19 protein-coding genes and 1 riboswitch are annotated in these 25,597 nt (G+C 72.2%); of the genes, 7 read left to right on the top strand and 12 right to left on the bottom strand.

The features are described from left to right. The first annotated feature begins 105 nt into the window (after window positions 1-105). Window positions 106-252, top strand: a riboswitch (cyclic di-AMP (ydaO/yuaA leader). A gap of 11 nt (window positions 253-263) precedes the next feature. Together IEY78_RS24045 and IEY78_RS24040 are read left to right on the top strand one after the other, a co-directional pair. Further along, window positions 264-1,412: a M23 family metallopeptidase gene (locus IEY78_RS24045; RefSeq protein ID WP_189101544.1), complete on the top strand. Its 1,149-nt coding sequence runs from the start codon at window positions 264-266 to the stop codon at window positions 1,410-1,412. A gap of 224 nt (window positions 1,413-1,636) precedes the next feature. Further along, window positions 1,637-2,602: an aldo/keto reductase gene (locus IEY78_RS24040; RefSeq protein ID WP_189101542.1), complete on the top strand. Its 966-nt coding sequence runs from the start codon at window positions 1,637-1,639 to the stop codon at window positions 2,600-2,602. A 94-nt stretch (window positions 2,603-2,696) separates the two neighbouring features. Here the strand turns inward: IEY78_RS24040 and IEY78_RS24035 are convergent, their stop codons facing one another. Together IEY78_RS24035 and IEY78_RS24030 are read right to left on the bottom strand one after the other, a co-directional pair. Continuing rightward, on the bottom strand, window positions 2,697-3,002 hold the full coding sequence (locus IEY78_RS24035) for a hypothetical protein (protein WP_189101540.1): 306 nt from the start codon (window positions 3,000-3,002) through the stop codon (window positions 2,697-2,699). 169 nt (window positions 3,003-3,171) lie between these two features. Continuing rightward, window positions 3,172-3,921, bottom strand: coding sequence for an HNH endonuclease (locus IEY78_RS24030; RefSeq protein WP_189101538.1), 750 nt, complete (start codon window positions 3,919-3,921; stop codon window positions 3,172-3,174). A gap of 161 nt (window positions 3,922-4,082) precedes the next feature. Between IEY78_RS24030 and IEY78_RS24025 the strand changes: the two genes are divergently transcribed. Beyond that, a complete protein-coding gene (locus tag IEY78_RS24025) occupies window positions 4,083-5,267 on the top strand; it encodes a DNA cytosine methyltransferase (RefSeq protein WP_189101536.1) in 1,185 nt (394 codons plus the stop codon). Here the strand turns inward: IEY78_RS24025 and IEY78_RS24020 are convergent. The 7 genes from IEY78_RS24020 to IEY78_RS23990 form a co-directional block, all read right to left on the bottom strand. Then, entirely contained in the window at window positions 5,202-5,663 is a 462-nt protein-coding gene (locus IEY78_RS24020) for a very short patch repair endonuclease (RefSeq protein WP_189101534.1), read from the bottom strand. The two genes, IEY78_RS24025 and IEY78_RS24020, sit on opposite strands and share 66 nt — an antisense overlap. A 29-nt stretch (window positions 5,664-5,692) precedes the next feature. After that, window positions 5,693-6,445: an NgoMIV family type II restriction endonuclease gene (locus tag IEY78_RS24015; RefSeq protein ID WP_189101532.1), complete on the bottom strand. Its 753-nt coding sequence runs from the start codon at window positions 6,443-6,445 to the stop codon at window positions 5,693-5,695. 17 nt (window positions 6,446-6,462) lie between these two features. Further along, window positions 6,463-7,425, bottom strand: a complete 963-nt coding sequence (locus IEY78_RS24010) for a NaeI family type II restriction endonuclease (RefSeq protein ID WP_189101530.1) — start codon at window positions 7,423-7,425, stop codon at window positions 6,463-6,465. Window positions 7,426-7,787: 362 nt separating this feature from the next. Further along, window positions 7,788-9,125, bottom strand: coding sequence for a PrsW family intramembrane metalloprotease (locus IEY78_RS24005; RefSeq protein WP_189101529.1), 1,338 nt, complete (start codon window positions 9,123-9,125; stop codon window positions 7,788-7,790). Between the two features lie 28 nt (window positions 9,126-9,153). Then, the gene (gene trmB / locus IEY78_RS24000; RefSeq protein WP_189101527.1) at window positions 9,154-10,017 is read right to left on the bottom strand and encodes a tRNA (guanosine(46)-N7)-methyltransferase TrmB; all 864 of its coding nucleotides are present in this window, start codon (window positions 10,015-10,017) and stop codon (window positions 9,154-9,156) included. A 149-nt stretch (window positions 10,018-10,166) separates the two neighbouring features. Beyond that, on the bottom strand, window positions 10,167-11,378 hold the full coding sequence (gene lhgD, locus IEY78_RS23995) for an L-2-hydroxyglutarate dehydrogenase (protein ID WP_189101525.1): 1,212 nt from the start codon (window positions 11,376-11,378) through the stop codon (window positions 10,167-10,169). Window positions 11,379-11,599: 221 nt separating this feature from the next. After that, on the bottom strand, window positions 11,600-13,048 hold the full coding sequence (locus IEY78_RS23990; protein WP_006604728.1) for an NsdA family TPR-like regulatory protein: 1,449 nt from the start codon (window positions 13,046-13,048) through the stop codon (window positions 11,600-11,602). Window positions 13,049-13,858: 810 nt separating this feature from the next. Here IEY78_RS23990 and IEY78_RS23985 point away from each other — a divergent pair. Further along, entirely contained in the window at window positions 13,859-15,958 is a 2,100-nt protein-coding gene (locus IEY78_RS23985; RefSeq protein WP_189101523.1) for an asparagine synthase-related protein, read from the top strand. 106 nt (window positions 15,959-16,064) lie between these two features. Here IEY78_RS23985 and IEY78_RS23980 read toward each other — a convergent pair whose 3' ends face one another. Beyond that, complete coding sequence (locus IEY78_RS23980) at window positions 16,065-18,050, bottom strand: sigma-70 family RNA polymerase sigma factor (protein ID WP_229700138.1); 1,986 nt, start codon at window positions 18,048-18,050, stop codon at window positions 16,065-16,067. Between the two features lie 328 nt (window positions 18,051-18,378). Continuing rightward, window positions 18,379-19,209, bottom strand: coding sequence for a TetR/AcrR family transcriptional regulator (locus IEY78_RS23975; protein ID WP_189101521.1), 831 nt, complete (start codon window positions 19,207-19,209; stop codon window positions 18,379-18,381). 474 nt (window positions 19,210-19,683) lie between these two features. Here IEY78_RS23975 and IEY78_RS23970 point away from each other — a divergent pair, with 474 nt between their 5' ends. Both IEY78_RS23970 and IEY78_RS23965 read left to right on the top strand, forming a co-directional pair. Beyond that, complete coding sequence (locus IEY78_RS23970; protein WP_268240317.1) at window positions 19,684-21,069, top strand: NAD(P)/FAD-dependent oxidoreductase; 1,386 nt, start codon at window positions 19,684-19,686, stop codon at window positions 21,067-21,069. 310 nt (window positions 21,070-21,379) lie between these two features. Beyond that, on the top strand, window positions 21,380-23,230 hold the full coding sequence (locus IEY78_RS23965; protein ID WP_189101519.1) for an ATP-binding SpoIIE family protein phosphatase: 1,851 nt from the start codon (window positions 21,380-21,382) through the stop codon (window positions 23,228-23,230). A gap of 98 nt (window positions 23,231-23,328) precedes the next feature. Here the strand turns inward: IEY78_RS23965 and IEY78_RS23960 are convergent, their stop codons facing one another. Continuing rightward, window positions 23,329-24,642, bottom strand: coding sequence for an MFS transporter (locus IEY78_RS23960; protein ID WP_189101650.1), 1,314 nt, complete (start codon window positions 24,640-24,642; stop codon window positions 23,329-23,331). Window positions 24,643-24,820: 178 nt separating this feature from the next. Here IEY78_RS23960 and IEY78_RS23955 point away from each other — a divergent pair, with 178 nt between their 5' ends. Further along, the gene (locus tag IEY78_RS23955) at window positions 24,821-25,381 is read left to right on the top strand and encodes a MarR family winged helix-turn-helix transcriptional regulator (RefSeq protein WP_189101517.1); all 561 of its coding nucleotides are present in this window, start codon (window positions 24,821-24,823) and stop codon (window positions 25,379-25,381) included. Window positions 25,382-25,597: the final 216 nt, after the last annotated feature.

Genomic DNA, 25,597 nt, shown 5'->3' with positions numbered 1-25,597 from the left:
TTCGGATGCGATCTCTATTACTGTCCGATAACGCAGCGCGGTCGTCCCAGCCGCCGCAAGAGGCGGCACCGTGCGCTGACGCCGAATCCCGCACGCGCTTTTCACGCACCCCCAGCACCTCGAACTGCACCAAGGGAACCGGGGAACCACTTCCTTGGGGTGAATCGGACGCCCTCCGCCAGCGGGCGCCCGTAGGAGACCTTCCTGCTCCGAACCCGTCAGCTAACCCGGTAGGCGAGAAGGAAGGAAAGGAGTGCGCCTCCGTGGCGTCCAACAGGCCTGCCCCCGAGGGTCCGTCCGCCGACGAGCCCGATGACCGAGGTGCCTTCCTGGGCCCCGGTGAGCCGGACGGAAACGGCGACGGTCCGTGGGAGGAATGGAATCCCACCGAGGAATCCGTCCGTTCCGTCCGCGGTAAGCACCGGGTGGCCAAGCAGCGCGCCGGCGGCCTCACCCGCGGCGGCACGGTGCTGGGTGTCGGAGTGATCGCCGCGGTCGGCGCGAGCGGCATGGCCTCGGCCGAGGACCGCCCGCCGCTTACGATCTCGATGCCCGACGTCGGCGGAATGGCCGATGACCTCTCCGACGCCCTCCCGGACGCCGCGTCCCTCCCGGGCGTCGGCGGCCTCATATCCGACGCCTCCGACACCTCCGACGCGGATGCCACCACGGCCGCGGACGCCGCCCCGGCCTCCGGTTCCCCGGTGGCGGACGTCTCCGGCCCGCTCAGCCAGGCCTCCGGTGCGGGCGCGGACGACGGCGTCGCGGGCCCCGGTGAGGCGCTGCGCAGCCGGATCCTCCAGCAGGCCGACGTGCAACAGGGCGCCGGCGAGCAGGAGGCTCGCACCACCGCCGAGCACACCGCTCTCCAGCGTGCCGACAAGGAAGCCACCGCCCACCAGCAGTCGGCCGAGAAGGCCGCCGCGGCCAAGAAGGCAGCCGAGATGGAGGCCCAGCGCCAGGCCGAAGAAGCGGCCCGTCAGAAGGCCGAGGCCGCGCGCCTCGCCAAGCTGGCCCAGAGCTTTACCGCCCCCGTCGCCTCCTTCACGCTGACCGCCGGCTTCGGCGAGTCCGGCGACCGCTGGGCCGCGGACCACACCGGACAGGACTTCGCCGCACCGTCCGGCACGCCCGTCAAGGCGATCCACGGGGGCACCATCACCCAGGCCGGCTGGGCCGGTGCGTACGGCTACCGCATCGTCCTCAGGCTCGACGACGGCACCGAACTCTGGTTCTGCCACCTGTCCTCGATGGTGAAGACCTCCGGCAAGGTCGGCACCGGCGAGGTCATCGCCCGCGTCGGCGCCACCGGCAATGTCACCGGACCCCACCTCCACCTGGAGGTGCGCCCCGGCGGCGGCGACCCGATCGACCCGATGCCGTGGCTGAGGGATCACGGGATCAAGGTGTAACGCCGCTGCGGGTGGGGGCGGTGTCGGGCGCGGGGGTCGGGCCGCGGGGCCGGGGCACGGTCCTGGCGGCAGGAACACGGTTTTGGCGGTCTCGGGCTGTGACGCGGGGGCCGTCGGGCTGTGGCGCGCGGCTCCGGCTACCCGGTCGTCGCGAGGCCTCCCGGTAGTTGCGAGGCCCCCCGGCCCCAGGAATAGCTTCCGCCCCCGTGACGTTGAAACCACGCATGACCACGTCTCAGGGCCCCCACGCCCCCCGCAGCCCCAAGTCCCTCGGTTCGCTCTCGGTCTCCCCGCTCTCCCTGGGCGGCAACGTCTTCGGCTGGACGGCCGACGAGGCCGAGTCGTTCGCCGTGCTCGACGCGTATGTGGCCGGCGGCGGCAACTTCATCGACACCGCCGACGTCTACTCGGCGTGGGTCCCGGGCAACAAGGGCGGCGAGTCCGAGACCGTCATCGGCAACTGGCTGGCCTCACGCGGCAACCGCTCCGACGTCGTCATCGCCACCAAGGTCGGTGCCCACCCGGACCTCAAGGGCCTGTCCGCCGCGACGATCAAGACCGCGGTCGACGACTCCCTGACCCGCCTGCGCACCGACTACATCGACCTCTACTACACCCACTACGACGACGAATCGGTCGAGGTCGGGGAGTTCCTCACGGCCCTCGACGACCTCGTCCGGGCCGGCAAGGTCCGCGAGATCGCCGCCTCCAACATCTCGGCGCAGCGCCTGACGGAGTCGCTGGCGTTCTCCGACCGCGAGGGCCTGGCCCGCTACGTCGCCCTCCAGCCGCACTACAACCTGGTCTCCCGCGACACCTACGAGGGTGAACTCGCCGACGTGGCCGCCCGCAACAACGTGGCGGCGGTGCCGTACTACGCCCTCGCCTCCGGCTTCCTGACCGGCAAGTACCGCCCGGGCACCCTCACCGACAGCGCCCGCTCCGGTGCCGCCGCCAAGCACCTGGACACCGACCGGGGCCTGCGCGTCCTGCGGGCCCTCGACACCGTCGCCGCCGCCCACGAGGCCGAGGTCGCCACCGTCGCCCTGGCCTGGCTCGCCGCCCGCCCCACCGTCGCGGCCCCGATCGCCAGCGCCCGCACGGTCGAGCAGCTCCCGGCCCTGCTGGCAGTCGGCGACCTGACGCTCACCGACGCCGAACTCACCCTGCTGAACGAGGCATCGGCCTGATCCACGAGCCACCCACGGGCCGGGGCCGGGGCCGGCCGGCCGGAACAACCGGCCGACCCCGCCCCGTGCTCCGGCCCAGCCCCGTGCTCCGGCCTCACCCCTGCCGGCGGTCCACCACTGCCCACGACGCCGCGGCCAACCCACCCGCCACCGCACCCACCGAAGGCCACGCCCCGATCTTCTTCGCCAACGGATGCGACCCGACAAACGCCACCACATACGCGCCACTCAGCGCCGCCGCCGTCGCATTCCCCGCCTTCTGCCGCCACCCCTTGGCCGCCACGACCCCGGCGGCAGCAAGCGCCACCCCACCGAGCGGCCGCTTCTTGGTCCACCGGGCCACAGCATATCCACCCAGCAGGCCGGTTGCGGCGATCACGCCTGTCGGTACGCCGGTCATGGGGGACCTCCGCATCCGATAAGTACTCCCGACTGTACGTCGCCGGTCGGTAGAGTTCCGGTGATCTGGATTGGGGCAGGTTGAATGCTCTGGCCCAGTTACTCCCTCAGGTCCGAGTGCTGGCCGGGCCAGGGACCTTCTGCAGTCCGCTCGACAGCTGAGGCAGTTTCTACGGACGCCTGGACGCACCACTTTCCGTGATCATGGCACGCAGCATCCCGGGCGTACGCCACGATTCGCCGGCGTGGTTCCTGTGGCACATGCGATGGCAGTTGGAGCGCAGGAGCGCAAGGTCTTCGAGCTTGGTCTCACAAGGCCCTGAGACGTGGAGGGGTGTCACATGATGCACTTCGATGTAGTCCTTGCCGAGACCACCGTAGAAGCGTCCGAAGTGGAAGTCACAGACTTCGCACTGGAGGGGCTGCCCTATGCGGCGCGCTCTGTCGATCTTGCGTTGGCGGAGCTTGGGGTTCCGCTCGCGGGCGAGGGTCCACCGTGCGAGAAGGCGGCCTTCGAGCGCGGTGGCACCGTCTTCTGCTACTTCGTCCGGCTGCTCTGGGATCCGTGCGAGTTCTCCAGAGCTGATCCCGGCCTCGATGGCTTTCGCGGCCTTGAGCATGGTGACTGGGTCCGCGGTGAACCGGGCAATCATCTCGTGGTCGAGGCGGCCGCACCTGGTGGCCTTCCCCTGGTATGAGGGGTGGTTCGTGGCCAGGTCGGTGGTCTTACGGCTCACGCTGCCGGTGGACCGGAACCCGGGGATGCTTCGAGCCTTGTCGCCGTGAAGCGGCAGCGAGCGCAGCAGATTGGACAGTTCGTCGACACGCCAGTCGCCTTCCCGGAGTTCTCTCCAGCCGTTCTCCACGACTAGAGCGCACGCCAGCAGCAACTCATCCCACATCCACGACGGGCTCCGCATAGGCAATATCGTATGGGTGTTCGTTGTGGTGTGTGGGGTGATCTGATCAAGGCGGAGTGTGCCGCACACTTGGCGGAGACGAATTGTCAGTGGGGTCTGTCACCCTCTGTAAGGGCGGATCGCAAAGAGTGTCCGCCGTGGCAAGTCTGGAAGGAGGGTGCATGACCCGCACTGAGTCCACATTCACCTCGGTGGAGATCTGCGCAGGCGCCGGAGGTCAGGCCGTAGGCCTGCACAAGGCGGGGTTCAAGCACCGTGCGCTGATCGAGATTGATGCCAGTGCCTGCACGACCCTCAGGCGGAATGTTGAGGGCAACCCGGAGTGGGACGGCTGTGAGGTCATCGAAGCCGATCTCACGGACTTCGACCCGGCGAGGCTGGGGCTGGAGCCCGGGGAGCTAGATCTCCTTGCCGGCGGAGTCCCCTGCCCGCCGTTTTCCGTCGCCGGCAAGCAGCTTGGCCAGGACGACGAGCGGGATCTGTTCCCCACCATGCTCGATCTGGTCGCCGAGCTGCAGCCCAAGGCTGTGATGATCGAGAATGTGCGGGGCCTGCTGGACCAGAAGTTCGAGCACTACCGCGAAAACGTGATCCGGAAGCGCCTCGAAGAGGCGGGCTACACGATCTGCTACTGGAAGGTCCTGGAAGCCTGTGACTACGGGGTACCGCAGCTCCGGCCGAGAGCCATCCTCGTTGCCATGCGCGAGGACTACGCCCGGCACTTTGTCTGGACTGAGCCGGGGAAGCTGCAGCTGATCACTGTGGCTGAGGCACTGGCTCCTTCGATGCTCCAGCGCTTCCGGGCGAGCGGTGAGCACCCGCGGTGGGAGGGGGCTTACGCGGAGCGCTGGGAAAGCGCCTACAAGAAGTGGCGCGATCGAGCTGAACTGGGCACCGTGGCTCCGACACTGGTCGGCGGCTCCAAGAAGCACGGCGGGGCCGACCTTGGTCCGACGCGCGCGAAGGAAGCATGGCGGAAGCTCGGAGTCTGCGGCCTGGGTGTCGCCAATGAGCCGGCCGAACTCAAGGATCCGGAGCGTGACCTGTATGCGGAGCGCGGCCCAAAGCTCACAGTGAGTCAGGCTGCCCTTATCCAGGGCTTCCCAGAGGAATGGCAGTTCCCAGGTCGCAAGACCGCAACCTACCGGCAGGTTGGCAATGCGTTCCCGCCGCCAGTCGCAAGGGCTGTCGGGGAACAGATCCTCGCCGCGCTGAAGGCTGGGCAGGTGAGGGGCACGGCGGAGAAGGGGCAGGCAGGCCTGCCCGATGTTCCTGCCCCCTCATGCCCGCCTGGCGCGAAGCCTGCTGACCACCGCGGCAATCTGGAGAGCGCAGGCGTCCGGTGACTCGTGCTCCCAGAAACGGAGTACGGTCCAGCCGGCTTCGCTGAGACGCTGATCAGTGTCCCGGTCGCGCGCGATGTTCCTCGCCACCTTGTCTGACCAGTACCCGGAGTTGGTCTTCGGTGGGACATAGTGTTCAGGACAGCCATGCCAATAGCAGCCGTCGATGAATACCGCGACCTTTGCCGGGCGGAAGACCATGTCAGCCGTCCGGCGGAGGTCAGGTAGGGGCTTTGCTGCGACCCGGTAGCGAAGCCCCTTTGCATGCACCAGCCGACGGATCAGCCGCTCAGGTTCGGTGTCCCGGCTTTTGATCGCCTGCATGTTCCTACGACGGGCAGCCGAGGAAGCCCAGGAGCCACTGGGCGGCGACCAGTGATCGTCGGGTGACTTGTGCATCTATGAAACTCCAGGAGCCTTCTGTCCGTTTACCAGCGAACCAGAGTGGTCGCCAGTTCCTTGTAGGGGAGCACCCGGCGCTGCTCCACGCACTCCGTCCAGTCATCTTGCTGCTGCGCGGTGCCTCTTGTCGCCACGGCATGCGCTAGTGATTCGAACGCTATGTGATAGACCGCATCAACTTCCCCCGTGCCCCGTGCGATAGCAGCGATACGGCTGGGCATCGGCTCGGCGGTGACTGTCACAAGGTGCGGCTGACGGCCCCTGCGATGCCGGATCATCTGAATGAATTCGTGCCTGATGTTCTGGACTCGGTCCGACCGGATCGTCCACTTACAGGAAACGGCTGCGTGAAGAAAAGGCCCGTCGGTGCGGGAATCTGGCGCTTCAAGTCCCACTGTCACGTCAGGCTTGATCAGGTAGTCCCGGCCGATCGCCACACGCAGTTCCTGGCTCTGCTTGACCAGATCGTCGACGCGGCGCAAGTGGGAATACTGAGCAAACGATGTCACGATCGCTTTGCGGTCAAGCTGCCAGGGGCGGGAGGGGTCGATGTTCCGCAGTGAGGTTGAAAGGTCGTCCCTGACCCGGTGTTCCAGTACGGTCCCGGGCTTGGGTGGCAGCCCTTCGGTCAGCGACCGGGTGAATCCGAGGTGGTCGAGCATGGCGCCCGCCAGCGCTATCGACTGCTCATTGTCAGAGTCGGCGAAATTGGGCACGACCCGGCCGGTTTTGTCGGCTTTCTTCCAGCCGAGGAGGTGTTCGGTGAAGGGGGAGGTCATGTCTGATGGCTCCTCGGCTATTTGGTGTGTGAAGGGAGGGCGGGCGCTGTCTGCTGGGCGTCTTGTGCCGATGCGCAGGCCCATCGCTGACCGTCGAGAACGATACTCGGGCGGCTGGTGTGTTCCGCTGGAATCCTGGCGACCCGCACGCTGACGAACTCACCTTCTCCAGGAACTGGAATCTCCAGCCCGGCTGCAATCCTCCGGTGGCTTGCGTAGTCGCCCATGATGAGGATTCCCTCGTCCCGGAGCGCTGACCGCGAGCCGCCATTGCCTCGCACACGCTTCATGTAGTCCTTCTGCTGAGCCACGGTGCGGACTACGTTACGGCTGATGCGCCGCTTCTGGACGCGGCGGAAGAGTTCGTTGAGACGGCCCTGACCAGATGGCTGCGCGAACACAGATGCGCGGTCCGCAGCGTCCATGTGGAGCAGGACGTTTTCGGGCAGCTCGGCATCCCGCCACAGCCACATGATTCTTTTGCGGTGCTCAGCCTTCACTGTCAGCTTCATGTCACGGTTGTTGCCGCCATTGAGCCATGCAGACTCTATCCGCATCAAGCCCGCGCTCCACTGGCTCTTGTAGTCGTCAGCCCAAACCAGAAGACACAGATGACCCTGGGCTTCGGGCGGGATCATCCAGCCGCCGAACTGCTGGGAGTACTTGCAGTCGACGTCGATGCCAGCAATCTGGTAGTCCATGTCGACGCCGTCACTGAACTTGAACTCGCGTTGCAGATTGATCTCGACCACGGTGCCTGCGTGTGTCTTCTCCGTTTTGAACAGCGTCGTCCAGTCGTAGCGGCCTGTGACTTCGCCGTTGAGGAGCTGGTCAATGGTGTCGCGCAGAACAGAGGCGAAGCGGCTCCCGGAAGGGTCCAGGCGCAGAAGGCGCTCCCGTACAGTCGTCAGCTCGCTGTCAGCGGCCGCCACTGAAGCAGCAGAGACGTTCGCGGCAGCGGAATAGTCCAGAGGGAGCATGAACGGACCTCACGTGTGTGGGCAGCAAAGGAGCCGGCGGATAGCCAGATGGATTCCTGAAGGCATGAGTGGTCAAGCATCCCAACGGCTAAGCGGGGGACCACTTGAATCAGCCAAGGCGGTCCGTCGAGATTCCGCGGGATTCGGATGAGTGGCGAAGTGTTGCCGCGCTGGCCCCGGATGATGACAGCCTGTGCCCTTTGGCCGGATTGGCCGGGCACTGCCTGGGAGCGCCGTCAGCGCCTGGCCGCTGGCAGATCAACAGCTTTTTGTCGCTCTGTTGCCTCCCATGTGACGGTACCGGTTGTGCACTCAGGGAAGTTGCGACAGACAGGATGCAGGGCGTAAGCGGCATGGCGGCGCTACTGACGGCCGGGCCCGCCGTGCCGTGGAAACTGCTCTGACTCGCACGGCTGGTGCGTCGTACGAAGCGCACCTACCAGCGCCGCCCGTCCCCACCCCTGGTAGTGCCGCAGGTGGTTCAGCAGGTGTTGTTCGCGGGTGACGAAGTCGGGGGTGGGGCCCAGGAGGTGGGCGCGGCGGCGGTGGAAGGAGAGAGTGGTGGCGGTGGTGGTGTATTCGGTGACGGCGCGGGCGGCGGCGGGGCCGTGGGTGCGGCGGGTCATGGTGCGGGCCAGGGCGCGGGTTCTGGGGGAGGAGAGGGCGGTGGGTTCGGTGGGGTCGAGCCAGCCGGCGGTGGCGTACGGGGCGAGGTAGCCGCGCAGGGAGAGCAGCTCCTGGTTGCGGGCCCAGACGGCCAGCCAGGTCAGGGCGATGAGCACCGGGACCATGAAGAGGCCGTAGACGGTGAGGAAGCCGGGCTCGCCGAGGGCAGAGGCGCCGTTCCAGATGGCGTGCAGCAGGACGGCGGTGAGCAGGCCGAGGACGGCGAGCGCGATGCGGGCGCCGCGGCGGCGGGGGTAGCGGGTGGCGGCGATGCCGAACGCGAGGCCGGTGAGGATGGTGAAGAGGGGGTGGGCGAAGGGGGAGATGATGATGCGGAGGAAGAAGGTGCCGGCGGTGAGGGAGTCCAGGCCGGAGTGGCCCATCGACTGGTCCTCGCCGAAGGCGTTGCCCAGGTAGAGGATGTTCTCGGTGAAGGCGAAGCCGGTGGCGGTGATGCCGGCGATGACGATGCCGTCCGTGATCCCGTCGAAGTCGTGGCGGCGGAAGCGGTAGACGACCACCACGGCGACGGCCTTGACCAGTTCCTCGACGATCGGGGCGATGATCGTGGCGCCCCAGGCTTCGGCCTCGGAGGGCGACGCGGAGGCGATGTTGGCGGCCAGCCAGTCGGTCGCGAAGCCGTTGGCGAGGAGCGCGACCAGGGCGGCGGCGCAGGCACCCCAGGCGAAGGCGAACGCGAGGTTGCGCCAGGGCTCCGGGGCGATGCGGTCGAGCCAGCAGAACGCCGCGATCAGCAGCGGTACGGGGAAGACGGCCAAGCCGAGGCCGACCAGCAGGCCCTCGGTGCCGGTCTCCTGGCGGACCAGGCCGATGATGATCACGCCGGACAGCGCGAGCAGCGAGACCAGGGCGATCGCCCGCAGGGTCTTGCTGCGCCAGAGGGCGAGCCGGCGCCGGGCGGGCGCGGCGGCGGGCTCGTGCGGGCCGGGTGTGCCGGCCGGAGGTGTGTACGGGGCCGGTGGTGTGTACGGGGGAGGGGCGGGCGCGCGGGGCGGTGGCTGGGACGGGTACACCCATCGACCCTAACGAGCGGCCTTCGCGTTACGTGGCACGACGGCGGAACAGGAGGTCATGGACGACATGCCCCTTGTCCAGGCCCTGGCCCTCGAACTTGGTGAGCGGGCGGAAGTCCGGCCGCGGCGCGTAGCCGGAGTGCAGGTTCTCCAGCGTCGGCTCGGCCGAGAGGACCTCCAGCATCTGCTCGGCGTACGGCTCCCAGTCGGTCGCGCAGTGGACGAGGGCGCCGGGCGCGAGCCGGGTGGTCGCCAGGGCGAGGAACTCGGGCTGGATGAGGCGGCGCTTGTGGTGGCGCTTCTTCGGCCAGGGGTCGGGGAAGTAGATGCGCAGGCCGGCGAGGGAGCCGGGGGCCAGCATCTCGCGCAGCAGGATGATCGCGTCGCCGTTGGCCACCCGGATGTTGGACAGGCCGTTCCGCTCCGCGAGAGCGAGCAGATTGCCCTGGCCGGGGGTGTGGACGTCGCAGGCGAGGATGCCGGTGCCCGGGTCGGCGGCGGCCATCTGCGCCGTGGCCTCGCCCATGCCGAAGCCGATCTCCAGGACGACCGGCAGCCCGTCGAAGAACGCGTCGAGGTCGATGCGGGACAGTCCGTCGATGTCCAGCCCCCAGGTGGGCCACCGCCGGCGCAGCGCATCGGCCTGGGTGGGCGAGACGCGGCTGCGACGGGGCTGGAAGGAGCGGATCCGCCGCTCGTGGTGCGAGCCCGCGGGGTCGGCAGCGGGGCCGGTCCCGTCGGGGAACATGGGCGCGCCGCGGCGCGGGGTGGCGGCGGAGACGGCGGTGGAGCCGAGGCCGCGGGCCTCGTCGGCGGCGACTTCCGGAGCGTGTGCCTCCGGTGCGTGCGCGTCGGGGGCGGCGGACTCGGGGGTGGCGGGGTTCTCGGACACAGTGAGGCGATTCTACGGAGGGTGGGGTGGGGGACGGGGCGCGGAGGGCTGTGGGGTGGGCAACGGCCGGTGGCGGGAGCGGCGGGCCCCGGTCGGCCGTGGGGCCCGGACGCGTACGGACGCGGGGCGGGCGATCCGGACCCGGGCCGTCAGGTCGGCAGCGCCTCCAGTACCCGGCGGGCCACCTCGCGGCCGATGGGGAGGGAGGCCGTGGCGGCGGGGGAGGGGGCGTTGAGGACGTGCACCATGCCGGGGGATTCGGCGAAGAGGAAGTCGTCGACCAGGGTGCCGTCGGGGAGCACGGCCTGGGCGCGGACGCCGGCCGGGGACGGGCGCAGGTCCTCCTCGCGGACGGCCGGGAGCAGCCGGCGGACCGCGTCGGTGAAGGCGCGCCGGGACAGGGAGCGGCGCAGCTCGCCGGCGCCGTAGCGCCAGTGGCGGCGGGCTATCCGCCAGGAGCCGGGGTAGGCCAGGGTGCCGGCCAGCTCGGCGGGGCGGATCGTGCGCCAGTCGTAGCCCTCGCGGGCCAGGGCGGGGACGGCGTTCGGACCGATGTGGACGGCGCCGTCGACGCCGCGGGTCAGATGGACGCCGAGGAAGGGGAAGGCCGGATCGGGGACCGGGTAGACCAGCCCCCTCACGAGGGCGGCGCGCTCCGGGGCGAGGGTGAAGTACTCCCCGCGGAACGGGATGATCCGCATGCCCGGGGCGTCGCCGGCCAGCCGGGCCATCCGGTCGCTGTGCAGACCGGCGCAGTTGACCAGGGCGCGGGCGCGGTGGACCGTGCCGTCGGCCGTGCGGACCGCGACCCGGCCGGGGCGGCGGCCGATGGCCGTCACCTCGGTGCCGTGGACGATCCGGGCGCCGGCGTCCTCGGCGAGCCGGGCGAACCGGCGGGCGACCGCGCCGAAATCGCAGATGCCGGTCGTGCCGACATGGATGGCGGCCAGGCCGCGGACCTCGGGTTCGTACTCGGCTATCTGGGCGGGGCCGAGTTCGCGCACCGGCAGGCCGTGCTCGCGGCCGCGCTGGATCAGGCCGTGCAGCCGGGGCAGTTCGCCGCGGTCGGTGGCGACGATCAGCTTGCCGGTGACCTCGTGCGGAATGTCGTGCTCGGTGCAGAACTTCACCATTTCCGCCGAGCCCTGAAGGGCGTAGCGGGCCTTGAGCGAACCGGGCGGATAGTAGATGCCGCTGTGGATGACGCCGCTGTTGCGCCCGGTCTGATGGCGGGCCGGACCGGACTCCTTCTCCAGGACCACGACCCGCGTGCCGGGGGCGGCACGCGTGAGCGCGTAAGCCGTAGAGAGCCCGATGATGCCGGCACCGATCACCAGCACATCGCAGTCGTACGCCGCCACTGCACCTCCCCAACCGCATGACCGCAGGCCCGTCCGTCGCCGCGGACCCGCGCGTCCTCACCGACGACGTATCCCATCATGACGGCCGGCACTGACAATGCCGATCCGGCGGTCCCCCGGCCGGTTTCCTTCGGCCCCGGCCGGGCTCCCGTGCTCGCGGGTGGCCGGGCGGCCGGACGTCAGGGAATCCGCACTCCCCGCCCGGCGGCCCGTTCCCGCTCCTAAGCCGGCGCCGCCAGCAGCGGCCTCGCCCGTTCGCGCAGCTCCACCACGCGCGGCTCGTCGCCGTACGGCTCCAGGCGGTGCAGCAGATCGCGGACGTACTCGGTGGTGCGGGCGGAGGAGATCCGGCCCGCCACCTCGACCGCGCGGGTGCCCGCCGCGCAGGCCGCGTCCAGATTGCCGGACTCCAGTTCGGCCACCGCGGAGACCACCAGGCGCAGCCCGTGGGAGCGGACGAACTCCTCGGTCGGGCGCGACAGGGCCTGCTCCGTGAAGCGGCGCACCTGGCGGGGCAGCCGCAGATCGCGGTAGCACTCGGCGGCGTCCGCGGCGAAGCGCTCGTACGAGTAGAAGTCCAGCCACGACGGGTCGGGGTCGCCGCTGCGGGAGCGCTCCAGCCAGCCCTCGGAGGCCTTCAGGGCCACCTCGCAGGCGCGCGCCTCGCCGGCCTTGGCCTGCGCCCGCGCCTCCACCAGGCGGAAGAAGCTCATGGTGCGAGCCGTGGCCAGACCGCGGTTGCGCTCCAGGGCGGCCTGGGCGAGGTCGACGCCCTCGTCGGCGAAGCCGCGGTAGGTCGCCTGGAGGGACATCGAGGCGAGGACATAGCCGCCCAGGGGGACATCGGCGGCCGCCCGGGCGAGCCGCAGCGCCTGGATGTAGTAGCGCTGGGCGGCCTCCTGCTGGCCCGTGTCGAAGGCCATCCACCCCGCGAGCCGGGTGAGTTCGGAGGTCGCCCCGAAGAGCGCCCGTCCGACCTCGTCGCTGTACGAGGCGAGCAGCAGCGGGGCCGCGTCCACCCGCAGGCACTCCGGCACCATGGAGGAACGCCAGTCCCCGCCGCCGTACTTGGAGTCCCAGCGGCGCGCGTCCTCGGCGGCCTCCCGCAGCTTGCTGACGTCGCTGTGCCCGACGTGCTGGGGGATGCCGGCGTCGCCGGCCGCCGCGGCGTCCTTGTCGCGCGCCTCGGCCGCCTCCCGGGCCACCGAGCTGTCCGCCGGGGATATCAGCCAGCGCGAGGCGGGGGTGGCGTACGCGCTGACGGCGAAGGATCCGGCCAGGCTCTGCCAGATGCCGCCCCCGCCGGCCCGCCGTCCGGCCAGATCCAGGCGGTACAACTCGGTCGCGGAGCGCACCGCGGCGCCCACGTCGCGGGGGAACGCCAGGCCCACCTCGGGCGCCGGGTCCGCGTCGGCCAGCCCGATCTCGTGCAGCGGGACGGGCCGGCCGAGTTTGCTGCCGATCGCGGACGCGATGAGATGGGGCGCGGCGCCCTGCGGCACCATGCCCTTGGAGACCCAGCGCGCCACCGACGTCTTGTCGTAACGAAGCGTCAGACCGCGCTGCGCGCCGAGGTCGTTGACCCGGCGCGCCAGTCCGGCATTGCTGATCCCCGCGAGGGCGAGAACGGTGCCGAGCTTCTCGTTCGGCCCGCGTATATCCCTGGACATGCGCACCCCTCGACACAGCGACGGCCGCCCCGGTACCCCGGGGCATGCGTCCACCCAGAGTAGTTCGCCGGATCCTGACCGTTAAGGGCCGGTGTGCCGGATGGCGAGATTCGTGTTCAAACAGGGGTGCGGGAATTGGCATGTGCTCCGGGTACGTGTGCCCGTGCGCCCGTCCGTGCGCGCTGGCCGGGCCCCGCGGGGAGCGCTTCCATGGCTCCTGCGTGGGTCGGCCCGCTGCACTGGATCCAGTGGGCTGGGGGATACCGTCACCTCATTCCCCGCGGGTGACGGTCCGGTCCGGGGGGCGCAGCCCGCCTCCCGGACCGTCGCACGGGCCGCTCGCCGGCCTGCCGGGGTACCGGTTGACACCCTGCCCGAGTGTGTCAACTGGGCTGCATGGAAAGGACTTTGGCCGAAAGTCTACGGGTGGTGATTTCGCGCCGCCGCATATTCGGGGGTCGCCCCGGGGGCCACACGGGGGGCCTCCCGGGGCCGGGGCGAAGGCCGCTGCCCCACCCCGGTGGGAGGGCGTCCGCGGTCGGCCACGCCCGGCCTCCCGCCGACGCCGTCCGCCCCCTCCGTGCCACCGCCCGCCGCTCGCCCGCGGCGGGCCGGTGCCCGCCCCGCGCTCCCACCGGCGCCCGTCCCGGGGGCCGTGCGAGGGGAACCGCCCGTATACAGGACCGCCTCAACACCTCCTCCGTGGCGCTGTCATGGCAGCATGGTCGCCACAACAGCCCGGCGGCGGCCGGGCAATCCGCTGTACGGGTGGCCGTTGGCCCCGGCGGGGAAAATCGGGTGGAGGCGGCGATGCGCTGGTTGGTCGGGTGGAGCAGTGCCACCACGGGGCCGGCGGCCTCGGGCCCGGCCCCCGGTGAGGAGGGCCGCGCGGTCCTTCCCGTGGGCGCCCAGCTGGTGTGGGGCGACCCCGATCCCCTCTGGGCGGTCGGCGACTGGCGGCCGGACGAGGTCCGGGTGGTCCAGGCCGACCCCGAGACCCGGCTCGCGGTCTTCGGCGCCTGCGGGGCCACCGACGACCAGCTGCGGGTGGGCCTGTTCGCGGCCCGCGGGGGCGCGCTGCGCCACCTCACCGCCTGGCCGGGCAGCTACACCGCCGTCGTCCGGACGGGGCGGCGGCTCACCGTCACCGGCGATCTGGCGGGCGCCCGCCCCGTCTTCCACACCCGCTGGGCCGGCGGCACCGCCTACGCCACCGCCGCCCTGCCGCTCGCCGACCTCGTCGAGGCCACGCTCGACATCGGCCACCTCGCCGCGCTGCTGGCCTGCCCGGACGTCCCCGAGGCGCTCGGCGACGGCACGCCGTACGAAGGGGTCCGCCGGATCCCGCCCGGCCACGCCCTGGTGCTGCGCGGCGGCGCCGGCGACATCACCTCCTTCGAGCCGACCGCCTCGCTGGCCGTGGCGGCGCCGCCGCTCGCCCCGGAACAGGCCGTGGACGGCGTCCGCGACGCCCTGGTCGACGCCGTCCGCGCGCGGCTGGCCGGGCCCCGGCACGTCCCCGACCCGGACGGCCGCGACGGGCTCGACCCCGGCCCGGTGCCCGGCATGGGGCCCGCGGAGCGGCGCGCGGCACGGGGCGCACCGGCCCCGGGCATCGGCGCCGACCTCTCCGGGGGCAGCGCGTCGGGAACCCTCGCCCTGCTGGCCGCCGGCCTCCCCGGGCGGCCCGGACGGCTGGGCGGCCACGGCGAACGCCTCCTGGCCGTCACCTTCAACGACCGTGCCACCAACGGCGGAGCGGCCTCCCGCGAGGCCGAGCTGGAGCGCGCCCGCAGCCTCGCGGACAACCCGCGGCTGCACCATGTCGTCGTCGCGGCCGGCGAAGAGGCCCTCCCGTATGCGGACCTCGAAAGCGGCCCGCTCACGGACGAGCCGGGGCCCTCCCTCATCACCGCGAGCCGGCACCGCCGACGACTGCTGGCCGGCAGCGCGGACCACTTCGTCGGGCACGGCGCCCGCCAGGTCCTCGACGCCCACCCGGCCCGGCTCGCCGACCTCCTCCTGGACCGCCGCCGGCGCCATCTGCTGCGTCCGGTCACCGCGCTGGCGAAGGCCGACGGCTCCACGGCGCAGTCCGTCCTCGTCCCGTTCACCGTCTACCGCGCCGCCCGCAAGCTCGCCCGCACGCCCTACGCCTCCGGGATCGCCGACACCGCACGCCGCCTCCTGGAGCGGCAGTTCGCCGACGAGCCGGTGGCCGCCGGAGCGGTGGACGCCTCGCTGGCCGCGCTCGCCTGGTGCCGTCCGGGGCCCGCGGCGCGCTGGCTCACGGGAGAGGCGCTGGCAGAAGTATCGGTTCGGCTGAGCGAGGCGGTGCAGCGGGTGCCCGCCCTCAGCCGCCCCGGGGAGCGCCGCGCCCGGGCCGCGCTGGCCCGCCAGGCCGCCGACCACCGGGTCTTCGAGCAGGCCGCGGAGGTCCGCAGCCAGCGGCTGCACGCCCCGTTCCTCGACAACCAGGTGGTGCTCGCCTGCCGCGCCCTGCCGGACACCCTGCGGGTGCAGCCCGGGGCGCGGGCCACCGTGCTGCGCTCCGTACTGGCCGGGGCGGGCGTACGGGATCTGCCGACCGACTGGGGCGCGACCTCGCACCTCACCCATGCGGCGGAGGTACGCGCCGGGCTGCGCGGCGCCATAGACGGGCTGGAACGGCTCTTCGACGCGCCGCTGTTGGCCGATGCGGGGCTGGTGGAGGCGCGGGTGATCCGCAAGGCGCTGCGGGACGCCGCGGAGGGCGCCGCGCTGCCCATGGACGGGCTGGCCGAGCTGGTCTCCACGGAGCTGTGGCTGCGGCGGCTGGTGGCCCGGCGGGGCTCGTGCTGGACGGGGGCGGGGGCGCCGCGCCAGAAGGCGGTCGCGGGCGGAGTCGTGCCCCGGGCGCGGCTGACTTAGGGGGTCGGGGGCGGGGCGGCCGTTGCCCGGGCCCGCAACGACCGTCGCGGTCAACGGCAGTTGAGGGGCGACGGTCAGCGACAGCTGAGGCAAACAACAGCCGGGGTCAACGGCAGCTGAGGGTCGACCGCGCCCAGTCCCCGAACACCACCGCGCCATGGGCCGCCGGTTCGGTCACCAGCCGCAGCGTCCGGTGGCCCGCCAGCGGGAGATGCACCGGAATCCCGGCCGCCCCGCCGCGGATCGCCGGCGAGCGCCACAGCCGCACCCCGTCCGCGTAGACGGAGAAGCGCAGCGCCCCGGGGCCCACGCTCAGATCGTCGACGCCCACGACGGCGTCATAGGCGGTGCACGGGCGGTTGAGGTCGATGGTCACCGAGGACAGCGCGGGCACGCTCACCCCGTGCGGATACCGCGTGCCGCCGATCGCCGGCGCCCGCCGCGTCCACAGCCAGCCGCTGCCGAGGGAGCGCACCTCCGGCTTGCTGCCGTCGCCCATGAAGTCGCGGTTCAAAGTGTTGAGTTGGTACGTCGTCAGCGGCGGGAGCGGTGGCTTCGGGGCCGGCTTCGGCGGGGTGGCGCCGGGGACGGGCCGCGTCGGAGCGGGGGCCGCCGGGGACGCGGGCGGGGTCGGAGTGGGCGACGGCTGCCGCGGGGACGGGGCCGTGGACGGCTTCTGCCGGGGGCCCGGCGCCCGGGTGTGCGGGGCGGTCGGCGTCGAGGGCGGCTCGGGATCGGCACCGGCCGCCGGCGGCAGCCCCGGATGTGACGCGACGGGCGCCGGCTTCTGCGGCGCGGCGGGGGCCGGCCGGGCGGAGCGGGCCTGCGGATCCGGCGCCCGGTGCGGGTGGCCGGTCAGCGACAGCGCGAGCACCGTACCGGCCACCGCGGCCGCCCCGACGCCGAGCCCGATCGTCAGGGAGCCGCTCAGCCCGTTGCCGGCGGCGGCGCCACCGGCTGCGCCGGCGCCTCCCGACCCGGCCGAGCCGCCGCCCCCGGCGAGTCCGGCCGCTCCGGCCCCGGCCGCCGCGCCCGCCGCGGCACCCGCCGCCTTGACGGCGTACCCGGCCGCCAGCCAGCCGATGACCGCGACCGGCAGCAGCGCACCGATCCGCTGATTGACGTCCTCGACCTCCAGCGCGGCCAGCCGGCACCGGGCGCAGTCGTCCAGATGCCTGCGCAGCCCCCGCTCGGCCCGCATCCGCAGCCCGCCGCGCGCGTACGCGCCGAGCCGGTCGGCGTACCGGGCGCAGTCGCCGCCGTCGGTCAGCGACCGGCTGACATGCGCCTGCAGATACGCCTGCTTGAGGCCCTCCCGGGCGCGGTGCGCCAGGACGGCGGTGGCGTTCGCGGTCAGCCCCAGCAGCGGGGCGACCTCGCCCGGCGACTCGTCCTCGACGGCGGTGTGCCACAGCACCGTCTGGTAGCGCTCCGGGAGGCTGCGGAAGGCTTGTACGGCCAGCGACCGCTCGGCTTCCTGCATGGCGCGCACCTCCGCGCCCGGATCCAGGGTCTTCGCGTCCCCCGGCGGGCCGGCCGCGGACACCGCGAACACCGCGAAGTCCTCGACCAGTTGCTCCCGGCGGGCGGTCTTCGCCCAGGACGCCGCGACCCGCCGCAGGGTCGTCAGCAGATAGGCCCGCACCGCGGACTCCGGGCCCGCGCCGCCGCGCACCGCCTGCAGGGTGCGTGCGAAGACCTCGCCGGTCAGATCCTCCGCGGTGTCCGCGTCCCGGCAGCAGCCGCGGGCGTAGCCGCGGACCGCGGGGGCGTGCCGGCGGTAGATCTCCTCGTACGCGCCGTCGTCGCCGGCCCGCAGGTCGGCGAGCAACTGGGCGTCGGAGGGCGGGAGTTCGCCGTCGTCCTGCCCGGCTTCCGGGGCCGCCCGGCCGACGCGGCGCCGTTGCCGCGGCACGAGGTGGGCCGCGCCTGCGGGGCCGCCGCCGCGCGGAGCCGGTCCGGACGGCTCCGGGGCAGGGGCGACCAGGTCCAACGGCTCGCTCGGAGCGGGTACTTGTCCGGCCGGCGCCTCGTCGTGGGCGCCCACCCCGGACCCGCCGTCGCGCCGCTCGTCCTGCCCGTCAACACTCATTGCCGAGGCTCCCGAAGCCGCCGTCCCACCCGAATACCGCGCCAGCGTGCCACACCGCGCCCCGGTGGCCGAGGGCTCCGCCCGCCCGCCACTCCTCCGGGGAGCAAGGGCGGACGACCGCACGGGCGTTCACCCGTACGAGCCACCGTGCGCAGACGGAGCACACCGCGCGCGGACCCCGTACGGACGATCCCGCGCGCACCCCGCGGCGCCTTGGAGGGCGCGGAGACGGGGCGTGGCGGCCGGTACCGTTCCGCGGCCGGGCCCGCCCGGGGGACCCGGCGTACGGGTTCCACCGGGCGGCCCCGGCCGCCGGAACTCACCGCGTTTAACGCGAGCGCAGCCCCTCCAGCAGGATTTCCAGCAGCCGCGCGGAGGCGGCCTGCTGGTGGCCGGGGTCGGGCAGCGCCGGTGCACCCGTGGCGATGACTAAGAGGACGTCGGAGACCGTCACATCCGTGCGCAGCTCGCCGGCCGCCTTGGCGCGCTCGACCAGCCGCCCGACGACCTCCAGCAGCGCGTCGGCACCGGTCGTCTCCGCCACCGGCGGTTCGCCCTCCGGGACCTCGCGCTCACCGGCCGGCCGGAGAGCGGCGGGCGTCCCGTCACTGCCCGGCGCCACCCGCTGCTGCGGCACCCGCGCCTCGCTCAGGCCGTCCGGCAGCCGCGGCTCGTTCGCCCCGGGCACCGACGGCGGCGCGGGCCGGCCGGTGTCCGCGTCCGCCCGCAGGATGCCCGGCGGCAGCAGCCGCCCGGCCCCCGAGGCCACCGAGGTCCGCAGGAAGCGCGAGAGCGCCGACCACGGATCGTCCTCCTGGCCCAGCGCCGTACGCGCCTGGTCCGTCAGCCGCGCGGTCTCCTCCTCCGCTATCCGGCGGACGAGGACGTCCTTGCTGGGGAAGCGGCGGTAGACCGTGCCGACCCCCACGCGGGCCCGCCGGGCCACGTCCTCCATGGGCGCGCCGTATCCCAGCTCGCCGAACACCTCGCGCGCGGCGCGCAGCACGTGTTCCAGATTGCGCTGTGCGTCCACCCGCAGCGGCGTGCTCCGGCCGCCCGGTCCCGCAGCGGCCCGGTGGGTCATGCCGGTGCCGTTGCCGTTCTCGTTGGTTCTGCTGTGCGTGCCGCCGCTCCCGGCGCCGTCCGAGGCAGCTGCCATCGTGACGGTGGTCGGCCATTGAGAGCCCTGCGTGTGCATAGATATCCCCCGGTAATGTCGTCTCCCCCCGGAGACTCCCCGCCCTGACAGTCAGGGCGTACCGATGACAGGGTGCACCCCAACGAGATACGAACATAGTTGAGCCGGGGTCAAGAATGAAGGGGGAGTTCCGCACAATGCACCCCCGATCGGCCCAAGCGGCGTGATCCGCCCGGATTTCACCTCTGCCGCTCCGCCGTCCCCCACCCTCTGACCAGCGCACCTCTCCGCGCTCGCGCGGAATGAGCCGTTCCATCCCCAGGGCGGCGCCCGGTCACACATTTCGACGGGCCTGTGGACAAAGGCGCTCCCGCGAGGCGTCATGGAACAGTGCTGTGCCTTTCCGGGGGCGCAGCTCCCGAGGGTGGAGCGCCGCCGGCCGGCCTCCGCGGTCGGTGCCGTCCCGGGCCTGTTCGACACCGCGAGGAGAACCCTGTGAAGGCTGTGTCTTCGAACAACGTGACGCGCATTCTCGTTGTCGGCGGTGGCTATGTGGGGATGTACACCGCCCTGCGGCTGCAGCGGAAGCTGAAGCAGGAGCTGCGGCAGGGGACCGTCGAGGTGATGGTGGTCGACCCGGATCCCTACATGACTTATCAGCCATTCCTGCCCGAGGCCGCGGCCGGCTCGATCTCCCCGCGCCATGTCGTGGTCCCGCTGCGCCGGGTACTGCCCCAGTGCCGGGTCGTCATCGGCGAGGTCACCGCCATCGACCACGGCGAGCGCCGGGCCACCCTCACCACCCTGGCCGCGGAGGAGACCGGCGGCGACGCGGTCGAGGTCCCCTATGACGAGCTGGTCCTCGCGCCCGGCTCGGTCTCGCGCACCCTGCCCGTCCCGGGCCTGGCCGAGGTCGGCATCGGCTTCAAGACCGTCGAAGAGGCCATCGGGCTGCGCAACCACGTCCTCGGGCAGCTCGACATCGCCTCCTCCACCCGCGACCCCGCGGTCCGCGACGCCGCGCTGACCTTCGTCTTCGTCGGCGGCGGCTACGCGGGCGTGGAGGCGCTGGCCGAACTGGAGGACATGGCCCGCTACGCCGCCCGCTACTACCACAACATCAAGCCCGAGGACATGAAGTGGATCCTGGTCGAGGCCACCGACCGCATCCTGCCCGAGGTGGGGCCGGAGATGGGCCGCTACGCCGTGCGTGAGCTGCGCGCCCGCAACATCGACGTCCGGATGGAGACCCGGCTGGAGTCCTGTGAGAAGCGGGTCGCCGTCCTCAGCGACGGCTCCCGCTTCCCGACCCGGACCCTGGTGTGGACCGCGGGCGTCAAACCGCACCCCGTCCTGGCCGCGACCAAGCTGCCGCTGGCCGCCCACGGCCGTCTCCAGTGCACCCCCGCGCTCCGGGTGGACGGCGTCGAGCACGCCTGGTCCGCCGGGGACGCGGCCGCCGTCCCGGACCTGACCGCCGAGCCGGCCGAGCCCGGCGGGCCGCGCCCGGTGTGCGCGCCCAACGCCCAGCACGCCCTGCGCCAGGCCAAGGTGCTCGCCGAGAACATCGCCTCGGCGGTGCGCGGCGGGCCGGTCACGGACTACCGGCACAAGTACGTCGGGTCGGTGGCGTCCCTGGGACTGCACAAGGGCGTCGCGCACCTCTACGGGCGCAAGGTGAAGGGCTACCCGGCGTGGTTCATGCACCGCGCGTACCACCTCAGCCGGGTGCCCACCTTCAACCGCAAGGCCAGGGTGCTCGCCGAATGGACCCTCGCGGGGCTGTTCAAACGTGAGATCGTCTCGCTCGGCTCGCTGGAGAACCCGCGCGCCGAATTCGAACTCGCCGCCGGCACGGGTCGGCACAACGAGGCCAGTTGACGCGCCGTACGCCCACACGAGTTGATCCGCCGTCATCCCTGGAGGGACCGGTCGCGGCGGAGTACGGAACTCCACAGGGTGCCCGGGCGCCTGACGGATGTCCGTCCGGTCGGCCACACTGGACGTGTGACCATGGGTGGGCTCGTATCTGCAAAGAGTGACAATCACGAGGATTCTGGACGTTTGCTGCATTCCGCAAGAGGGCGCCGAGAGTGCCCCCAGCCGACCCTCTTCCGGCCCCCGGCCGGGAGGTTTCGCCCTGCCGACGGCCCGATCCCGCGCGATGACGCGAAGTAAGAGGTACCCCTCCGTGATCTTCACGCGCTGGAGCGCCAAACTCCCCGGCACACAGCGGCGCGCCGCCGCCCGGTCCGACCGCGCCGCACCCCGCCCCGCCCCCGGTGCGGCCGCCGCCCCGGCGTCCTCCGCCGTGCCCGCGGGCGCGAACGACACGCCGGCTCCGCCGACGGGCGCCACCACCGGCTCGGTCCCCGCCGCCCGCGCCGAGCACGCCGATCCGGCGCCCTCCCGGGAGCTCACCCCCGAGGCCCTGCCGCCCACCGTCGACGCGCTGTCCGTCCACGAGATCCTCGGCACCATCCCCGCGCTCGTCGCCGTCGTCTACGGCCCCGAGCACCGCCTCGCCTACGTCAACGGCGCCTACGCCCACGTCTTCGGCGCCCGCCCGGCCGGCCACCCCGCCCGCGAGGCCCTCCCCGAGCTGGACGAACTGGGCCTGCTGCCCCTGATGGACCAGGTCCTGCGCAGCGGCAGGCCGCGGACGGTCAAATCCCGCAAGGTCCCCGCCGGCACGGGCGGCGACCGCGCCCGCGACGCCTACTACACCTTCACCTGCACCCCGGTCGAGGTCGCCGCGAGCGGCCCGGCGCCCGACCCCGAGGTCGCCTGTGTCGCGCCGCGCAGGGGCGTGCTGGTCTTCGGCGCGGAGGTCACCGACCAGATCGAGTCCGCCGAGCGGCTGCGCGCCAGCGAGGCCCGCCAGCGCGAGGCCGCGGTCACCCTCCAGCGCTCCCTCCTGCCCCAGGAACTGGAGCAGCCCGACGACCTGCGGGTGGCCGCCACCTACCAGCCCGGCGGCACGGAGGCCGCGGTCGGCGGCGACTGGTACGACGTCATCACCCTCGGAGCCGGCCGCACCGCCCTGGTCATCGGCGACGTGATGGGCCGCGGGGTGCGCGCCGCGGCCGTCATGGGCCAGCTGCGCACCGCGGTCCGCGCCTACGCCCGCCTCGACCTCCCGCCGCACGAGGTCATCCAGCTGCTCGACGGCCTGGCCGCCGAGATCGACGCCAGCCAGATCGCCACCTGCGTCTACGCCGTCCACGATCCGAACGAGGGCCGGCTGGTCTACTCCTCGGCCGGCCATCTGCCCATCCTCGTCCGCGACGCCGACGGCACGGTCCGCCGCGCCGCCGAGCCCACCGGCCCGCCGCTGGGCACCGGCGGCTGGCTGCACACCTCGGGCTCCGTCCCCCTCGGCCCCGGCGGCAGCGCCGTCCTCTACACCGACGGCCTGGTCGAGCGCCGCGACAAGGACATCGACGAGGGGGTGGAGGCCCTGGAGCGCGCCTTCGCCGGTGCGGCCGGCGCCCCCGACATCGTCTGCGACCGCCTGCTGCGCTCCCTGGGCATCACGGCCGCGCACGACGACGACGTCGCCATCCTCGTCCTCCAGCACCCGGAGCGGACCGGCCACGACGCCGAGCTGTTCCACAACGCCGCCCTCGAACTCCACGGCGGCGTCGAAGCGGCCCCGCGCGCCCGCGCCTTCGCCTCCGGGGTCCTCGCGTCCTGGCGTTTCTCCCCCGAGCTGCACGACCTCGGCGTGCTGGCCGCCAGCGAACTCGTTGCCAACTCCCTCCAGCACGGCACCCCGCCCATGCGGCTGCGTCTGCGGCGTACGGACCGCCGGCTGATCGTGGAGGTCACCGACGGGGACGACCATCTGCCGCGCCGCCGCCGCGCCGAGCCGGTCGACGAGGCCGGCCGGGGCATCTCCATCGTCGCGACCATCGCCTCGTCCTGGGGCTCGCGCCGCACCCCGGGCGGCGGCAAGGCCGTCTGGTGCGAATTCGCCCTGCCGCACGGCCAGGCCCACGCGCAGGCGCACGGCCGGCCGCAGAGCCCGGCGGCCGGCTGATCCCCGCCCCGGCCCGGGACGGGGATTACGGCGGCGGATACGCGAAAGGCGGGGCGGGGCACCTCAGCACCCCGCCCCGCCAACACTCCGCTCTCACCTCACACTGCCGCCGGCACCGATCCGGTGGTCTCCACCGGCCCCGGCACCTCCGCACGGGGTGCCGGCAGCGCCGCCACCGCACGGTGCGGATTGTCCTGCCCCGGCCGCAGCATCCGGCCCAGCCACAGCGACAGCCCGCTGATTCCCAACGCACACACCACCAGCATCACGATGTACGACACATACATGCCGCGCCCCACCATCAAGGCACCCACCGCCGGGCCGAGCGCCAGCGCCAGCTGCTTGACCAGGGCGAACGCCGAGTTGTACTGGCCTATCAGGGAGGCCGGCGCCAGGTCGGCCACCAGCGGGGCCACCGTCGGCGACAGCATCGACTCACCGATACCGAACAGCGCATAGGTCGAGATCAGCAGCGCGGTGGCCACCACCTGCGCGCCGTGCACCAGCCCGGACAGACCGGCGGCTATCCACGCCACCGTCCAGACCATGCCGACCAGCGCCATGACCCGGCTGCGCCGCCGCCGCTCGACCAGCTTGAGCACCACGAACTGCGCCGCCACGATCGCCGCCGTATTGGCCGCCAGCGCGATACCCAGGCTCGACGGAGCGATCCGGGTGACCTCGGTCGCATACGCCGCCAGCCCCGACTCGAACTGCCCGTAGCAGGCGAAGAACAGCACAAAGCCGAGCACGCACAGCCACACCATCCGCCGGTCGGCGAACATCGCCCGCCAGGCGCCCTTGGCCCGCTCCTCGGTGGGGACGGTGTCCTCCACCTTCGGCGACCGCGGCAGCCGCACGCTCGCCACCGCCGCGCCGAGCACCAGGAACATCGCGGCCTCTATCGCGAACAGCCGCACGAAGCTCTCGGGGTGCGACTCGTCCACCAGCAGCCCGCCGACCAGTCCGCCGACGCCCAGGCCCAGGTTGTTCAGGAAGAACTGGGTGGCGAACGCCCGCGACCGGGTCAGCGTCGTCGAGCACCACACGATCATCGTCGCGAGCGCCGGCTGGATCACCGCGATGCCGGCACCGAGCGCGATGGCCGACGCAACGACCAGCGGTTCGGTGGCGGACAGGCCCAGCCCCAGGGCACCGACGGCAGCGGAGACCGTGCCGACGACGGCCACCGGCAGCGGCCCGCGCCGGTCGATGGCCCGGCCGGTCAGCGGCAGGACGACGAGAGCGGCCACCGCCAGCATCGCCAGCACCACCCCGGCCGTACTCGCGCCGAGATCCCGCACCTTCGCCACATAGACGTACAGATACGGAACGGTGAAGCCGTTGCCGAACGCGCTCAGCGCGTTCCCGAGCTGGATCCGGCGCAACGCGGCGCCCATCGCGGTGGTCACACTCACCTACCTAGGTCAAGTCATCAGACGGATAAGAAGGACGAACCGGCGAGCTGCGACAGACGACAGGACGGGACCGGACAGTCACACCCTGAAGACTTCAACTCTAAAGTTCGAAGCTAAAGAGTACACGCCGAAGAACTTCAACGCCAATGACTTCCATGTCATACTGCGCCGCATGCCTGAGCCCTCCGATGCGGCCGCCGACGCTGCCGAGCCGAGCCTCGAGGAACAGATCGCGGCCTACCAGCGCGAGTTCCAGGACCTCGACCCCCAGGTGGAGCAGGTCGTCTCCGCACTTCAGCGCCTCAACCGGCGGATGAACGTCGCCTATGGGCGGCAGACCGCCACCCTGGGCCTGAGCAACGCCGAGTGGGAGGTCCTCAAGGCCCTCGTCGTCTCCGGAGCCCCCTATCAACTGGGTCCCGGCGAGCTCGCCAAGCGCCTCGGCCTCACGCCGGCCGCCATGACCCACCGCATCGACCGCATGGCGAACGAGGGTCTGGTCACCCGGGAGCGCGACGAGGCCAACCGCGTCCGCGTCATCGTCGAGCTGACCGACGAGGGCCGCGAGAAGTGGCTCGAGGCGATGCGCCTGGCATCGGTCTTCGAGGAGGACCTCCTCCAGGACCTCAACGGTGCGGAGCGCCACCTCCTCGGGCAGGTGCTGACCCGTCTGCTGCGCCGCGTCGAGGACGCCCAGCCGGACGCCGATGGACGTCTGAGTGACCTTGACTGACGCGAGTTGACACGGTCCTGCCCCATCCGTAGTGTTCTCCGAGTTGCCACAGAGCCGGAACGGTTTCTGCGGCAGCCATCCGCCGCATCGCGGCACACCACTACTGCACGGCCCCTCACCGGGACCAATTTCGGCATGCCGAAATTCGAACCGTGACGTGATTATGCGTCAGCGAGGAATTCCGCTAAAGTAGTGAACACGCCGAAAGGCGCGGCA

It is taken from the genome of Streptomyces kronopolitis, from assembly GCF_014646275.1.
Taxonomy (GTDB): domain Bacteria; phylum Actinomycetota; class Actinomycetes; order Streptomycetales; family Streptomycetaceae; genus Streptomyces; species Streptomyces kronopolitis.
The sequence above is the reverse complement of the archived record's forward strand: the minus strand, read 5'-3'. Positions and strand labels throughout refer to the sequence as shown.